Below are 15,153 nucleotides of genomic sequence, written 5' to 3'. Positions count from 1 at the left end.
ACCGCCTCGCGGTGACATCGTTTTTATGTCAACCTTGGTCTAACAGAGCCAATAGATTTGCCCCTAATCATACAAAAATTGGCAGATAGCAAAGATTCGCTTAGGTCCCAGAGCCATCGAGCCGGCGCGGTGCCATGCAAAAAGACTGGGGACGCCGCTGATGTTCTCGATTGCCTGGGCGCGCAGGAGCGAGAGGGCGTCGACGGCGTTCATGCAATACCCGACGGTAAAGTTCTATACTGCAAACTCACAGTCGCTTGCCGCAAAGTGAAGCGCGATTGGCTATCCCTTTTGTTGGATGAAAAGCCCCGTGTTATTGCAGGGGTGCATACTTGTCTTGCAAGTGCATAGAATCTCGTATAGTGCGAGTAAATAATTGCAGTGTCCGTTATGTGTTTAGCAAAGATATAGTTTGCATAATCCAGCCTAATCTCTGCTCTAATTAAATAAAGTCGCACGTAGATGACGTAAACATGTGTGAGCTGGGCTTCTTTACGCTGAGCGGGTAAAAACGACCGTTCACCGTTAAACTATTTTCAAAATGAATAAAATGAGCGATAAAGAGAATATAAACCTTAATAAACTCGCGTATTGCACGGACGCGGGTTATTAATGGGTTGTAGGCCTTTTACAGAAAGGATTCCAGCAATGTCTAAGCCTCTTGGCAAGCCCGATCGTATTGTCGTCGCCCTTGGCGGCAACGCCCTCGGCAACAACCCCGTCGAGCAGATCGAGGCCGTGAGCAACACCGCCCACGCTCTCCTCGGTCTTATCGAGCAGGGTAATGAGATCATCATCACCCACGGCAACGGCCCGCAGGTCGGCATGATCCAGAACGCCTTCGCCGCTGCCCACGACGCCATCGGTACCCCCGAGATGCCGCTGCCCGAGTGCGGCGCCATGTCCCAGGGCTACATTGGTTATCACCTGCAGCAGGGCATCGGCCGCGAGATGCACAAGCGCTATAAGCGTTGGCACGCCGCCACCGTCGTCACCCAGATCGAGTGCGATCCCGACGATCCCGCGTTCAAGAACCCGACTAAGCCGATCGGCCCCTTCTACACCGAGGAGCAGGCCAAGGAGTTCATGGCCGAGGATCCCTCCAAGGTCTTCGTCGAGGATTCCGGCCGCGGCTGGCGTCGCGTCGTCGCTTCCCCCGATCCCAAGAAGATCGTCGAGGCTGACTCCATCCTCAACCTGCTCGACAACGAGTTCATTGTCATCGCCTGCGGTGGCGGCGGCATCCCCGTCGTCCGCGACTACGAGAACAAGGGCTGCTACAAGGGCGTTCCCGCCGTCATCGACAAGGACCTGGGCGGCGAGCTGCTGGCCGAGGACTGCGACGCCGACGTTCTGTTCCTGCTGACCGCCGTTGAGCATGTCGCCATCAACTTTGGCAAGCCCAACCAGGAGGAGCTCGAGGACCTCACCGCCGACGAGGCCGAGCGTCTGGCCGACGAGGGCCAGTTCGGCAAGGGTTCCATGGAGCCCAAGGTCCGCGCCGCCATCAAGTTTGCCCGCTCCCGCAAGGGCCGCACCTGCATCATCGGCGCCCTGGACAAGGCCGCCGAGACCATGGCCGGTCTCTCCGGTACCCGCATCCACGAGTAGTCTCTACTCTGTTGCCTCTCCCGTGGGCGCCAGGCAAGACGCCCACAAACTAGCCTCTCTTCATGAGCCCCGCAGTCCGCTCCGGCTGCGGGGCTTTTGCTATTCACCTAGTCATTGGGGACGTTCTTAAACGACTAGTCAAACAAGAACGTCCTCAACGACTATTCATTTAAGTCTGTCCCCAATGACTGCGGAAACCCGGCACTTGGGGACGTTCCTTTCCTGCCGGCAGCTTGGGACAGTCCTTAAAGGCCACTGTCGATCAACTGCGGAAAGTGCATCCCAGGATGAACGTCCAAAACGGGATCTAGTTTCCCTTGAGGTCCTCAACGGGAAAATGCATCCCGGAATTTGGCCGAAAAGCGGGATGTTGTTTCCCAAACGGACCGCTAGCGGAAAGCGCATCTCACCATTGAGTTCCAAAGTGGGATGCGCTTTCCGTACCGGCGGTTCCTGGCAATCTGGGACTACTCATTTAAGTCTGTCCCCAATGAGTGTCCCCAATGACTAGTAGTAGGCCCACATGGCTTCGACTTCGTTGAGGACCTCCACCACGCCCCAGCGGCGGGCGCTGCGGCTGGCCGAGTTGGGGTCGTAGACGCCAATCTGGCTGGCATCGTCGATGCCGTAGAGCACGATGTAGTGGCCTACGTTGGTAAACGTACCGGGGCGCACTGCGGCGATAACGGGCGCACCCGAGCGAAGTGCTTGGGTAATCGATTCGCGATCGTTATAGAGCTGTGTTCCGTTGAGCCCCAGCTGCCACGCACCGCCTGTCATAAACGACCACTCGGTGGCACCGGTGGGGGCGTAGTTGCCGGCTTCGGCCAGTGCGCATATATCGACCGGCGTCTTATCGGTATGGCCGGTCTTAAAGATATAGACCATGGTGAGGCAGGTGGGACCGCAAGCGTTTTCGCGAATAGTGCCACCGGCATAGGGCAGCTCCGACCATGCGGGGTCAATTTGGTAGATGTGGGGCATGGTGCCGGCCTGCCATTGCGAGCGTGGGGTCGAGAACGCAAAGGAGTAACCGGGCGCGACGGGAGCTTTAAGCAGCTTGTCCTCGGCAGTGGGCTCAAGACCGGCTGATCCGTGCGAGATACAGGATCCCAAAAACACAAAGACGAGGCAGGCGGCAATGGAGCAAAGCGCAAGGCGTAGGCGGCGGGCTGGAAGTGCGTGGCTTGTGGTGTGCGACGCGGGGCGAGGGGCGGAATTGCCGCGATTGCGTTGAGGTCGCGAAAAGGAGCGCTTAACGTAGTAGTCGGTCGTACGGCAATCGTAGCGGCGTGGCTGCGATGTGTCGATCTGGCGTTGGCGTGCGCTCGTGCTCACGCGGTCTGACTGCTGCACGGTACGGCTTTGTTGCCGAGAAGAAGCCCCGGGCTGCTCTTGGGGGCGCTGCTGGTTGTCGTTGTCGGAGGTGCTTCTGGGCGTTGGTGTGGTACGGCCGGCAAGGCGCACGCTTTGTGGCCGTTGGTCGCCGTCATTGTATCCATATGCCATTCGAATCACCTTGCCTCATGTGTAACTTGTCTATCCTACATAAAAAGAGGCGCGACACATGGGTATGTGCGCCAAAAGCCTGACAAATGGTATGAACGTTGCCGCGCCGCGCGCCAAGCGTCACGGCAACAGGTATTCAAAAGCAGACAAGATGAAAGCGTCCAAGACGAATGACGTCTTCCGCCGTTCGTCCCAAAAACGGCGCCGCTCGTTTTGCAGTTCTGCCTTCGGTCGAGCCACAAGCGGCGCTGCTGTGCCAAGGCCGTATCTTAAAGCCACGAAATAAAAGCGCGCGGCAAAACAGACCGCGCAAGGGGTGACGCCAAAGAGGCGTCAATAAGGAAAGGAGGGGAACAATGGCGGACAAGAACGCAGAAGTTGCAGTCGAAGGTAACGGCGGCATGAAGAAAACGCTTTCGCTCTGGAACTTCTTCACCATCGGTTTCGGTGCCATCATCGGTACTGGTTGGGTCCTGCAGGTCGGCGACTGGATGGTCGTGGGCGGCGGTCCCGTTCCCGCTATGATCGCATTCCTCTTGGGTGCAATCTTCCTCGTGCCCGTCGGAGCTGTTTTCGGTGAGCTCACGGCTGCTATCCCCATCTCGGGCGGCATCGTCGAGTATGTCGACCGTAGCTTTGGCCGTACGCTGAGCTACATCACCGGTTGGCTCCTGGCCCTGGGCAACGGCATCCTGTGCCCGTGGGAGGCCATCGCCATTTCGACCCTCGTGTCCGAGATGTTCGGCAGCCTGCCCGGTCTTGAGTGGCTGCGCGCCGTCAAGCTCTACACCATCTTGGGCGCCGACGTTTACTTGTTCCCGACGCTAATCGCGCTCGGCTTTGCAGTCTACGTCATCTTCCTCAACTTCCGCGGTGCCAGCTCGGCCGCCAAGCTCCAGGCCTTCCTGACCAAGGCTCTGCTCTGCGGCATGCTGCTCGCCATGGGTGTCTCGCTGTTCACCGGTTCGCCGGAACACGCCATGCCCGTGTTCTCCCAGGTCACCGGTGCTGGCGGCGGCAAGCCCGCTACCGAGGGCACCAGCCTGTTCGCCGGCATCGTGTCGGTCCTGGTTTTGACCCCGTTCTTCTACGCCGGCTTCGATACCATTCCTCAGCAGGCTGAGGAAGCAGCCGAGGGCCTCAACTGGAACAAGTTCGGCAAGATCATCTCCCTGGCCTTGCTGGCCGCCGGCGGCTTCTACATGGTCTGCATCTACTCGTTCGGCACCATCCTCGACTGGCATGAGTTTGTTAAGAGCCCGGTTCCCGCGCTTGCCTGCCTCAAGGGCATCAACATGCTCCTGTACCTGGCCATGCTCGTCATCGCCACGCTTGGACCCATGGGCCCGATGAACTCCTTCTACGGCGCCACGAGCCGCATCATGCTCGCCATGGGCCGCAAAGGCCAGCTGCCCGAGAAGTTCGCCGAGGTCGATCCCAAGTCCGGCGCTCCCAAGCTCGCCTGCGCCGTTCTGGGCGTCATCACCGTCATCGGTCCGTTCCTGGGCAAGAACATGCTCATTCCTCTGACCAACGTGTCGGCTCTCGCCTTCATCTTCTCCTGCGGCATGGTCGCCCTCGCTTGCCTGCGCATGCGCTTCACCGAGCCCGACCTGCCTCGTCCCTACGAGGTGCCCGGCGGCAAGTTTGGCATCGGCCTCGCTGTTGCTGCCTGCGCCGTCATCATCGGCCTGCTCGTGGTCCCGTTCTCTCCCGCCTCCCTCAACATGGTGGAGTGGAGCATCGTGATCGGCTGGCTGGCCGTTGGCCTGGCCCTCATGGCCTTCACCAATTCCCGCAAAAAATAACGCCTAGCCGGGGCGGATCGGGTGCGCGGACCCCTCTCTTCCGCGCACCGAACCCGGCACCACTTGGGTAGCTTTGTGAGGCCATAACCCAACATGGCCTCGCCCACTATATGGATCCATAAGGAGGAACCATGTCCACTAAGTACGCAATCGTTGGCGGCAAGCTCATCGACGGTACCGGTGCCGAGCCGGTCGAGAACTCCCTCGTTCTCGTCGACGACAACGGCAAGATCGAGTATGCCGGTGCTATGCAGGACCTTCCCGAGGGCGTTGAGGTTATCGACGCCGCCGGCAAGACCGTCCTTCCCGGCCTGATCGACACCCACCTGCACTTCTCGGGCAACCTGACCGACGATGACACCGACTGGGTCATGCAGCCGCTCCTCGAGAAGCAGGCCGTCGCCGTCAAGCAGGCCTACGACTGCCTCACCCACGGCCTCACCACCGTCTGCGAGATCGGCCGCTTTGGTATCCAGATTCGCGACTGCATCGACAAGGGCGTCTTCAAGGGCCCGCGCGTTCTGGCCACTGGTCTTGGCTTCTGCCGCGTTGCCGGCCACGGTGACTCCCACCACTGCACCCAGGAGCTCAACAAGGAATCCCATCCCTGGGGCGACCAGGTCGATGGTCCTTGGGATCTGCGCAAGGCCGTCCGTCGTCGCCTGCGCGAGAACCCCGATGCCATCAAGATCTGGGCTACCGGTGGCGGCATCTGGCGTTGGGATTCCGGTCGCGACCAGCACTATTGCTCCGAGGAGATCCAGGCCGTGGTCGAAGAGGCAAAGATGGTCGGCATCCCCGTGTGGAGTCACTGCTACAACAACCACGCCGCCGCCTACGACTCCGTTCGCTTTGGCTGCGAGCAGCTGATTCACGGCTTCGATATCGATGAGCGCACCATGGACCTCATGGCCGAGCAGGGCACCTTCTTCACCCCGACGATCGCCTTCCTGCCCACCTGGTACGCCACCTATCCGCCCGTCTACGTCCCCGAGCTGCACGACAAGTACGAGGGCACCCTGGTCGAGAAGGAGCTGCAGCGCAACTACGACTGCCTGCGCGAGGCCAAGAAGCGCGGCGTCGTCATGACGATCGGCTCCGACTCCTTCTCCTTCGTCACCCCGTACGGCACCTGCTCCATCGAGGAGATGTACGAGTTCGTCGACAAGATCGGCTTCACTCCGGTCGAGACCATCACCTGCGCCACCCTCAACGGTGCCAAGATGTGCCACATCGAGGACGAGACCGGTTCCATCGAGGCCGGCAAGTGCGCCGACCTGCTGGTTGTCAACGGTGACGTCGCCGCCGACATCCACGTGCTCAACACCGACAACATGGACGTCATCATGAAGGATGGCTGGATCGTCGAGGCTGGCACTTTTGGTGAGGCTAACAAATACAGCGCCTAAGATACCGTTTGTCGATGGCTTGATGTAAAACACAGTTTTTGATTGCATAATGCAATGGAGAGGGTCGCTTGCGGCCCTCTTTATTGCTATGGGGTGCGTCAGTAAGAAGGAGATGACGGTGGATCTCAATAGGCTGATTCTGGGCAAGAGCTACAACTCTACCAAGGTCTTTCGTACCGCTCAGCATGTGGTTCAAGCCATCTTGCTCGGTATTGTCGTTCCGCTGCTTATCCTGCTGCTCATCTGGGATCTAACCGATAATCCCAATCCCGTTCCGGCCGTTGTTGTCATTGCCGGCTTGGTCATGCTGTGCTTCTTCTTCTCGTATGTCTTTGTCGTTCCCGACGACCTCACATCGAGCGCAACCGACCGCACGCTCGCCATCGCGTCGAAAATATTCGCCTACACGTCGCGCGGCCTTACGCCCGAAGCTGCCCTGGGCGCCTCTAAGATCATCCTGTCCGAAACTATCGCCTCTGCCATCTGCTTTACCGACGGCAGGCAGGTGTTGGCAAGCTGGGGCGAGGACTCGGCAAAATGCCCCGCGGGCACCCCGGTGGTACTGCGGACTACGCTCAACGTGATCAACAGCGGTGAACAAAGCGTGTTCTCGCGCGATGCCTCGACCGAGACGGGTGGCTATTTTCCCCGCCTGCGCGCCGGTATTGTCGCACCGCTTACCGTGCGCGGGCATTGCGTGGGTACGCTCGAGCTGTACTATCCCCGCCTGAGCAGCATCGATATGCGCCAGACGGCGTTGGCCTCGGGCTTTGCCGATCTCATTTCCACGCAGCTCGCCAGCTTTGAGCTCGAGCGCCAGGACGAGCTTACGGCCCGCGTGGAGCTGCGCGCCCTGCAGTCGCAGGTCGACCCGCATTTTCTGTTCAATACCATCAGCACTATCGTGTCGCTCGTGCGAACCGAGCCCGACAAGGCGCGATCGCTGCTGATCGACTTTTCCAATTACTATCGTCAGACGCTTTCTGACTCCGATACGCTCACCACGCTCGAGCATGAGGTGGAACAGGGCACTCGTTATATCAATCTTATGCAGGCCCGGTATGGCGACGGCCGTCTGCGCGTTTCGGTCGACATCGACTTTGAGGTGCGCGACAGCATGGTGCCGCCGTTTATCTTACAGCCGCTGCTCGAAAACTGCATCAAGCATGCCCAGCGCGAGACCGAGCCGCTTTCTATTCGTGTTGGGGCTTTTGAGACCGATGACGGTCTGGAGATCATCGTCGAAGATGACGGCATCGGTATGAGCGAAGAAGTCTGCGCGCACCTGTTTGAGCAGCATCGCCGAGAGGAGCCCGAGAGCATTACCGCCGACGGCTCCATCAAGCGAGGCTGCGGCCTGGCGCTCTTCAACGTGCTTCAGCGCATCCATTTCTTTTACGGGGAAGATTCTGGCATGCGCGTGAAGTCCCAGGAGGGCGTGGGGACGCAGGTCATCGTCGAGCTGAACGGCGAGCCGCATGAGCCGGCGCCGATGAAGGTGTAGCGCGCGGTTGGATTGAGAGAAAAAAGAGGGGAAGCGCATATGTCCGAGGGATGGAACATCTTGGTGGTTGATGACGAGCCTCCAATTAGGGCTGAGCTACGTTATCTGCTGGAAAAGGATGCACGTGTGGGACAGATTGCCGAGGCGGGCAATGTCACCGAGGCCGTGGAGTCGATTCTGTCGAACAAGCCCGACGTGCTGTTTTTGGATATCACGATGCCCGGCCGCTCGGGAATTGAGCTAGCCGAGACCCTGCAAAACCTAAAGACGCCGCCGGTGGTGGTGTTTGTGACGGCGTTTGCAGAGTTCGCGGCCGACGCGTATAACCTCGATGCTGTCGACTATGTCGTCAAGCCGGTCGAGGACGCGCGCCTGTCGAAGGCGCTCGACAAGATCGAAACCGCCCTGGGTGTTCGCCGTGTCGTCCATGCTCCGCGCCAGCCTTTGCGTCTGACGGTGGATCGCGGGGGCAAAAAGGTGTTCATTCCCGTGGCGGATGTCTGCTACTTTGAGGCGCGTGCCGATTTTTGCAACGCCGTTTGCGCCGAGGGAACATACCTGATCAATGAGTCGATTTCCTCGCTCGAGCGGCGCTTGGCCTCCGAGGGTTTTATTCGTGTCCACCGCAGTTATCTGGTCAATTTGGAAGACGTGCACAATGTTGAGATTGGCTCCACGGGGTTGATGGAGCTCAGGCTCGACCGCGTGAGCTCGACGGTGCCCGTGTCCCGCCGTCGCGCCGCCGAGGTCAAGGCGCACCTGGGGCTTGCGTAGGCGGGCTGCACACCATCGTTTACCGCCGCAGGTTTGGCATGACCGCACGGTGGGCATAATGGGTGACATCGAATGAAATCGAAAGGATCATTATGCCCGCGCTCATTACGCATCATCTGTTTGGCGAGGAAAGCATCGACCGTCTTCCGCAGGGCGTTATCACGTCCGACGAGGAGCGCATCGCCTTTATCCTGGGAAACCAAGGTCCCGACCCGTTTTTCTTCCACATGCTCACGCCGCGTGTTTCCGACTGCACGCTGCTGGCGCAGGTCATGCATCGCTCGCGCATGTCTCGCCAGTTCGCGTGCCTGCGCGACGGCGTGTCGCATCTGCTGCCGCGCGACGCCAGCTTGGGTCGCGCCTTTGCGCTGGGTCTGCTGTCTCATTACGTGCTCGACCGCAACGCCCACCCCTTTGTCTATGAGCAGCAGTTTGGCATCGTGGAGTCCGATTCAGAGCTTGAGGATTCGAGCAGTCAGGTCCATGCCGTGATCGAGAGCGACCTGGATGTACTGATGCTGCAGCTTAAGCGCGATGGCGCTACGGTCGACGATTACCCGCCGGCGGGCGAGATCGTCACCACCGATCGCATCAATCGCGTGGCCGGCGTGCTGATGAGCTATGTTGCCGGACGCGTGTACGGCATTGACATTCCGGCGGGGGAGTACGGTGCTGCCGTTGCCAATATGCAGCGACTTTACCGTGCGATTGAGCCGGCCGGCTCCGTAAAGACGCGCGCGATCTCGCTGGTTGAGGGCTTGGTGCACGACTACTCGCTGCTCGATGGCCTTGCTCACCGCGTGACGACCGAGCCGCCCGAGCGCGCCGGCAATCTGGGCCATCTGACGTGGAAGAATCCCTTTACCGATGAGGTCTCGAACGAGAGCTTCCCCGAGGTCTTTGATCGCGCGCTGGTCGATTACGAGTGCACGGTCGCTCGATTCATCGAAACAGGCGACATGGAGGCCGTGACCGGTCACGTCAACTACAGCGGCCGCGTGCTCGGCGCCGACGAGGAGTTCGACCGCGAGGAATAGGGTCCGTGCCTGTCCCTTTGCCGAATCCTTACCGGTGCCTCTGTGCAATTGGGGTACGATGAACTAACTGCATATCGGGCGAATACGAAGGGTCCCTGTCCATGAAATACACCAAGCTCGAGCGTAACTGGGTCATGTACGATGTGGGAAACTCGGCCCTCGTGCTGCTCAATACCTCGGTGGTGCCCATCTACTTTAACGCCATCAATACCGGCGCTTCCTCGGCAGACCTGGTGGTCGCTTGGGGCAACGCGCAGACGATTGCCTCGCTGGTCATTGCCATGCTCATGCCCATTCTGGGCGCGCTTGCCGATTACGCCGGCAACAAGATCAAGTTCTTCTTGGGCTTCTTCCTCACGGGCCTGGTTCTTTGCCTGGCGCAGGCTATCCCAATGTCCGCCATGGCATTTTTGACTGTGTACGTGCTGTGCACCATCGGCCTCAACTCTTCTATGACGTTCTACGACGCCATGCTGCCCGACATTACCACCGACGAGCGCATGGACGTCGTGTCCAGCTCGGGCTATGCCTGGGGCTACATCGGTTCCACCGTGCCGTTCATCATCTGCCTGGCGCTTATCATGGGCGGTCCCGCTCTTGGTGTCCCCACCATGCTGGCAACGCGTCTGTCGTTTGTCATCACTGGTGCCTGGTGGCTCATCTTTACCCTGCCGCTCATTCGCACCTATAAGCAGAAGTACGGTCGCGAGCGTGGTCCCGAGGACACCATCGGCCACATCGTGGGCGGCGTGTTCTCCGAGGTCGGACACACCATGCGCGAGATTGCCCACAACAAGACCGTGCTGGTCTACATGATCGCGTTCTTCTTCTACATCGACGGTGTGCACACGGTCATTTCCATGGCAACCAGCTATGGATCGGCTTTGGGCATCGACTCGACCCAACTGGTGCTGGCTCTGCTCGTTACGCAGTTTGTGGCCTTTCCGTCCGCCATCATCTACGGCAAGCTTGCCGGTCGCGTGGGCACACTCAATATGATCTTGGTGGCCGTCGCCGCCTATATGGGCATCGTACTCTTTGCCGCGTTCTTCCTCAAGACCGCCTTTGAATTCTGGGTGCTTGCCATTATGGTCGGCCTGTTCCAGGGCGGTGTGCAGGCGCTCAGCCGTAGCTACTTCGGCCGCATTATTCCCAAGGAAAAGTCCAACGAGTACTACGGCTTCTTTGATATCTTTGGCCGCTATGCAAGTGTCATGGGCACCTTCTTGGTGTCGGTCGTCACCTCGCTGACCGGCAACCCCTCGCTGGGCGTCCTGTCTATCGGCGTGCTGCTGGTGGTGGGCTTTGTGCTGCTGGTCCGTCTGTCCCGCATGTCTCAGACGGCAGAGCAGGCCGCATAGGAACTTGCCGGTAATTGCGTCCGCCGCGATACTCTTTTGGGGTTATCCGCAATAAACATTCTGACTTTCGAACAATGATTAGCCCAAGTGGGTATGATGGAGTCAGCTAGGTCGCGGGGCGTCGCCTGTGTTTGGCGGCGTCCCGTTTTTGTGTTGCAGGGAGGGTAAGGCATGAACGCCACGGTCGTGATTCCAACGTATTGGGCGGGCGATGACGCTCGCGCAAACGCCCCTGGCACCTATGACCATTCGACACGACTCAACGCCGACAATCCCGAACTCGACCGCTGCCTGGCCTCGCTTGAGCAGGTGCGCGACATCCCGCGCATCATCCTTTTGGTGGTCTGTCCCGTTTCTGCCACAGCCGATGTGTCGCTGCGCGTGCACGAGATTGTCGACGCGCATCCCACGCTCAAGGTCACCGTTGTCACCAACACCCAGGCCTCGCGCATCGCAGACCGGGTTGCTCAGATCGCGCCCAAGGGTTCGGGCGAGTGCGTGAGCCTGCGAGGTTACGGTGCCATCCGCAACATGGGGCTGGCCTGCGCTGCGGTGCTGGGGCATGACGCGGTTATCTTTTTGGATGACGATGAGGCTGTCATCGACGCCGACTTTATGAAGCGCGCGACCTATGCGTTGGGGCAGCAGACGCGTCAGGGCTTGCCGATCTTGGTCAAGAGCGGCTATTTCTACGATCGCGACGGCTCGCCGTTGGCTCCCACGGACAAGGCGGGCATCTGCCATCGTTGGTGGACCAAGCGCATCGAGTTCAACCGTTGGATGAAAAAGGCGCTCTCGGGCACCCGCATCTCGCGCTCCAACTACGTGTGCGGCGGCCTGATGGCCCTGCACGCCCGCGCCTTTACGCGTGTGGCCTTTGACCCGTTTATCACCCGCGGCGAGGACTTGGATTACCTCTTTAACATGCGCATGTTTGGCTACGACGTGTGGTTCGATAACGAGTGGACCGTGCGCCATCTGCCTCCGGAGTCCGAAAAGCGCTCACCGCGCTTTATGCAGGATGTATACCGTTGGTACTACGAACGGGCCAAGTTGACGTTCGCCGCGCATCAAAAGGAGCTCATTCCCGTTACGGCGGCATCGCTCATGCCCTACCCGGGCCCGTGGATTTCGCGCGAGCTCGACGACCGCGTGCGCAAGACCGCTATGGTCCGCAGCGTGTTTACCCGCGAGCATGAGGGCTACCTGCGCATCTGGCGCCATGGTATCGACGAGGCAAAGGCCTATGCACGCCAAAACGCTGCAAGCTACCTGCGTTTCCAGAGCTTTTGGCCCAAGATCATGGACGGGCTTTGGCGTGACGCACAACTGATCAGTATCCTGGAGGGGGCCGAATGATCGACCGCCGCGCCCAGCGCGATAGTTCAATATCAATCTTTCGCATCATTGCCGTTGCCTGCGCCATTTGCGTGCTGGTGTACTTTATTTTTGCCCTGGCGACCGGAATCGAGCCGATTGCCACGGTGATTGCCTGCGCGCTGCTGTGCATCTTTCTGTGCATCTTTATCTTTTTGACGCTCAATCCCGATTCGGTGCGCTCCCAGTACACCGAGGAGACGCTCTCGGTGGCCTCGGCCATGCTCGAGGACATTAAGGGCGGTTTGACACAGGAGTCGGCGCGTTTGGTGTGCCAGCGCATTTTGCCCGAGACGCGCGCCATGACGGTGGCCATCACCGATGAGGACAACGTGCTTGCCTGCGCGGGCGAGTTTGAGGAAAAACTACTGCCAGATTCTCCCATCCACACGCTTGCCACACGCTACGTTATCGAACATGGCATCGTGCAGTCGTTCAACCGTATGGTGGATGTCGTGGGCTCGGACGGCTCGCACAACCAAGTCCCCGCCGGCATTATCGCCCCCATCAAGGTGGGCGATCGTACCGTCGGCACGCTCAAGTTCTACTACAAGACCCCGCGCGCCGTCGACCGTACCCAGTACGCGCTTGCCTCGGGCTTTGCCGAGATCTTGTCCACGCAGCTCGCCATCCACGAGCTCGAGGTGCAAAAGGAACTCACAGCGCGCGCCGAGGTGCGTGCGCTGCAGGCGCAGATTAACCCGCACTTCCTGTTCAACACGCTGAACACCATTGCATCGTTTACGCGCACCGACCCGCTGAGGGCCCGCGAACTGCTTCGTGAGTTCTCATCGTTCTATCGCGCCACGCTCGACAACTCGGGATCGCTTATTCCGGTCTCGCGCGAGGTCGCACAGACCAAGCGCTACCTTACCTTTGAGAAGGCCCGCTTTGGCGAGGACCGCGTGCTTGCGACGTTCGATGTGTCCGAGGACGTGGAAGATACGCTGGTGCCGGCGTTCGTGATCCAGCCGATTGTCGAGAACGCCGTGCGTCATGGTATGGGCGATGACGACGCCCTGAGGATCGACGTGACCGTTCACCAAGACGGCGAGGATGCAATCTTGATTGCCGTGGCCGATAATGGCGTGGGCATGGATGAGGGTACCGCCGCCAGACTGTTTGACGAGCGCTCTGCCCGTCCCGACGCCAGCTCTCCCCAGGGTGGCGGCGCCGGTGTGGCCATGCACAATATTTCGGAGCGCATCCATCGCTTTTTTGGGCCGCACTCCTATACGCGTGTCGAATCGGCGCCGGGCAAGGGCACCAAAGTGCTTCTTCATCTTGATTTGTCAGAGAGCATCTTTGACATTCAAGAGTAAAATAAAAGGCTACGGGCTCAACGTCATGCGACGGATGCCCGGCGTAGTTAGTTGACGAAAGGTTTTATCCCTATGCTGCGTGCGATGATTGTGGATGATGAGGCGCCGGCTCGCTCGGAGCTTCGCTTCTTGCTCGAGCAAACGGGCAAGATCGGCACGATCACGGAGGCGTCGAGCGTCCGCTCCGCCATCGAGATGCTTATGGAAAGTCGCGTGGATGTCGTGTTTCTCGATATCTCGATGCCCGGTGCCTCGGGCCTGCAACTTGCCGAGGCGCTGCATAAGCTCAAAAATCCGCCGGCGATCGTATTTGTGACTGCGTATAGCGACCATGCGGTCGAGGCATTCGACGTGGATGCCGTCGATTATCTGATGAAGCCGGTCGAGGAAGCTCGCTTGGATCGCGCGATCGAGAAAGTCATGCAACGCGCCAAGCCGGTTACGGACAGCAAGGTGACCATCGAGCGTATCCCGGTGGAAAAGGGCGGCCGCAAGGTGCTCATTCCCGTGGACGACATTCGCTTTATCATGGCCAAGGACGATTACTCCTGCATCTATACCGTCGATGATCGCTTTTTGTCGACGACCTCGCTGGCGCAGTTTGAGGCCAAGCTCTGCGACTTTGGCTTCTTCCGTGTTCACCGCCGCTATATCGTCAACTTGGCGTGCGTTACGGACGTCGAGACGGTGCCCTCGGGCGCCATCCAGCTGGGCATTACGGGCGTCGACGAACGCGTGCCGGTTTCGCGCCGCCGCGTCGTGCCGCTCAAGAAGGCCTTGAGTCTCTAGCACACTGGCCCCGCAGCCCTGTAGACCCATCGTCTGCGGAGCCGTGGGGCCTTTTTTGTATGTATCTGCCGAATCGTTTTTTGCGGAAGGGATCCCATGAACAGTGCAAGCGCCAAGCGTATCGACATCATCTCGGACACCCACGGCTATTTATCGCCTGCGCTCTTGGATGAGCTTGAGGGCGCAGACCTGATCATCCACGCCGGCGACCTCACGTCAGAGATGGACTACGAGCACCTGTGCACCATCGCCCCTGTGCGGGCCGTATTGGGCAACAACGATTACTACCGCGACTACGGCCCCGATGTAGACCGTCTTGCGCTCTTTACCTACGAAGGCCTCAAATTCGCCGTAGCCCATTACCGCGAAGACCTTCCGGTGGGATCCGTAGACGTAGCCATCAACGGCCACACCCACGTAACCAAAGAAGCCCAAGTGGGCCGCTGCCTAGTCCTCAACCCGGGCAGCGCCAGCTACCCCAGAGGCACCCGAGGCCCCACTATGGCCAGAATGCTAGTAAAAGACGGCCATGTCATAAGTACCAAGTTTATTGACCTAGACTAACCGCAACAAAAACGGGGGATGCACAAGGCATCTCCCGTTTTTCTTTGAGCCAAAGTAAGAAGTCCAACCAGAACAATCAGACCAACCC

General features: G+C 59.4%; 12 protein-coding genes. 11 read left to right on the top strand and 1 reads right to left on the bottom strand.

Translation table 11 applies throughout. From position 1 onward, the window contains the following. The first annotated feature begins 648 nt into the window (after positions 1 to 648). Positions 649 to 1,611 carry a carbamate kinase gene (gene arcC, locus DWV43_RS08960; RefSeq protein WP_006235166.1) on the top strand — a complete coding sequence of 321 codons (963 nt, stop codon included), beginning with the start codon at positions 649 to 651 and terminating at the stop codon, positions 1,609 to 1,611. Positions 1,612 to 2,118: 507 nt separating this feature from the next. On the opposite strand, the gene DWV43_RS10430 is transcribed toward arcC, so the two are convergent. Further along, on the bottom strand, positions 2,119 to 3,120 hold the full coding sequence (locus DWV43_RS10430) for a C39 family peptidase (RefSeq protein ID WP_233539247.1): 1,002 nt from the start codon (positions 3,118 to 3,120) through the stop codon (positions 2,119 to 2,121). 356 nt (positions 3,121 to 3,476) lie between these two features. Here DWV43_RS10430 and DWV43_RS08950 point away from each other — a divergent pair, with 356 nt between their 5' ends. The 10 genes from DWV43_RS08950 (at position 3,477) to DWV43_RS08905 (ending at position 15,065) form a co-directional block, all read left to right on the top strand. Next, on the top strand, positions 3,477 to 4,928 hold the full coding sequence (locus DWV43_RS08950; protein ID WP_117818165.1) for an APC family permease: 1,452 nt from the start codon (positions 3,477 to 3,479) through the stop codon (positions 4,926 to 4,928). 131 nt (positions 4,929 to 5,059) lie between these two features. Continuing rightward, the gene (locus DWV43_RS08945) at positions 5,060 to 6,337 is read left to right on the top strand and encodes an amidohydrolase family protein (protein ID WP_117655955.1); all 1,278 of its coding nucleotides are present in this window, start codon (positions 5,060 to 5,062) and stop codon (positions 6,335 to 6,337) included. A 112-nt stretch (positions 6,338 to 6,449) separates the two neighbouring features. Further along, on the top strand, positions 6,450 to 7,841 hold the full coding sequence (locus DWV43_RS08940) for a sensor histidine kinase (RefSeq protein ID WP_233539248.1): 1,392 nt from the start codon (positions 6,450 to 6,452) through the stop codon (positions 7,839 to 7,841). A gap of 39 nt (positions 7,842 to 7,880) precedes the next feature. After that, positions 7,881 to 8,615: a LytTR family DNA-binding domain-containing protein gene (locus DWV43_RS08935; RefSeq protein WP_117818169.1), complete on the top strand. Its 735-nt coding sequence runs from the start codon at positions 7,881 to 7,883 to the stop codon at positions 8,613 to 8,615. A gap of 92 nt (positions 8,616 to 8,707) precedes the next feature. Next, positions 8,708 to 9,652: a zinc dependent phospholipase C family protein gene (locus tag DWV43_RS08930; RefSeq protein WP_117818171.1), complete on the top strand. Its 945-nt coding sequence runs from the start codon at positions 8,708 to 8,710 to the stop codon at positions 9,650 to 9,652. Positions 9,653 to 9,753: 101 nt separating this feature from the next. Then, positions 9,754 to 11,013: an MFS transporter gene (locus DWV43_RS08925; protein WP_117818173.1), complete on the top strand. Its 1,260-nt coding sequence runs from the start codon at positions 9,754 to 9,756 to the stop codon at positions 11,011 to 11,013. 171 nt (positions 11,014 to 11,184) lie between these two features. Beyond that, complete coding sequence (locus DWV43_RS08920; protein ID WP_117648129.1) at positions 11,185 to 12,372, top strand: glycosyltransferase; 1,188 nt, start codon at positions 11,185 to 11,187, stop codon at positions 12,370 to 12,372. Continuing rightward, complete coding sequence (locus tag DWV43_RS08915; protein WP_117655950.1) at positions 12,369 to 13,712, top strand: histidine kinase; 1,344 nt, start codon at positions 12,369 to 12,371, stop codon at positions 13,710 to 13,712. The genes DWV43_RS08920 and DWV43_RS08915 overlap by 4 nt, the downstream gene beginning before the upstream one ends. A 72-nt stretch (positions 13,713 to 13,784) precedes the next feature. Continuing rightward, positions 13,785 to 14,501: a LytTR family DNA-binding domain-containing protein gene (locus tag DWV43_RS08910; protein ID WP_006235156.1), complete on the top strand. Its 717-nt coding sequence runs from the start codon at positions 13,785 to 13,787 to the stop codon at positions 14,499 to 14,501. Positions 14,502 to 14,597: 96 nt separating this feature from the next. Further along, positions 14,598 to 15,065 (top strand): YfcE family phosphodiesterase, encoded by a 468-nt coding sequence (locus DWV43_RS08905; protein ID WP_117564950.1) that lies wholly within the window; start codon positions 14,598 to 14,600, stop codon positions 15,063 to 15,065. The last annotated feature ends 88 nt before the right edge of the window (positions 15,066 to 15,153 follow it).

It is taken from the genome of Collinsella sp. AF05-9, from assembly GCF_003465595.1.
Classification (GTDB): domain Bacteria; phylum Actinomycetota; class Coriobacteriia; order Coriobacteriales; family Coriobacteriaceae; genus Collinsella.
The sequence above is the reverse complement of the archived record's forward strand: the minus strand, read 5'-3'. Positions and strand labels throughout refer to the sequence as shown.

Coding starts and splice junctions, on each gene's coding strand:
- DWV43_RS08905 (WP_117564950.1), top strand. CDS start 14,598: ATGAACAGTGCAAGCGCCAAGCGTATCGACATCATCTCGGACACCCAC.
- arcC (WP_006235166.1), top strand. CDS start 649: ATGTCTAAGCCTCTTGGCAAGCCCGATCGTATTGTCGTCGCCCTTGGC.
- DWV43_RS08950 (WP_117818165.1), top strand. CDS start 3,477: ATGGCGGACAAGAACGCAGAAGTTGCAGTCGAAGGTAACGGCGGCATG.
- DWV43_RS10430 (WP_233539247.1), bottom strand. CDS start 3,120: ATGGCATATGGATACAATGACGGCGACCAACGGCCACAAAGCGTGCGC.
- DWV43_RS08915 (WP_117655950.1), top strand. CDS start 12,369: ATGATCGACCGCCGCGCCCAGCGCGATAGTTCAATATCAATCTTTCGC.
- DWV43_RS08945 (WP_117655955.1), top strand. CDS start 5,060: ATGTCCACTAAGTACGCAATCGTTGGCGGCAAGCTCATCGACGGTACC.
- DWV43_RS08920 (WP_117648129.1), top strand. CDS start 11,185: ATGAACGCCACGGTCGTGATTCCAACGTATTGGGCGGGCGATGACGCT.
- DWV43_RS08940 (WP_233539248.1), top strand. CDS start 6,450: ATGACGGTGGATCTCAATAGGCTGATTCTGGGCAAGAGCTACAACTCT.
- DWV43_RS08925 (WP_117818173.1), top strand. CDS start 9,754: ATGAAATACACCAAGCTCGAGCGTAACTGGGTCATGTACGATGTGGGA.
- DWV43_RS08930 (WP_117818171.1), top strand. CDS start 8,708: ATGCCCGCGCTCATTACGCATCATCTGTTTGGCGAGGAAAGCATCGAC.
- DWV43_RS08935 (WP_117818169.1), top strand. CDS start 7,881: ATGTCCGAGGGATGGAACATCTTGGTGGTTGATGACGAGCCTCCAATT.
- DWV43_RS08910 (WP_006235156.1), top strand. CDS start 13,785: ATGCTGCGTGCGATGATTGTGGATGATGAGGCGCCGGCTCGCTCGGAG.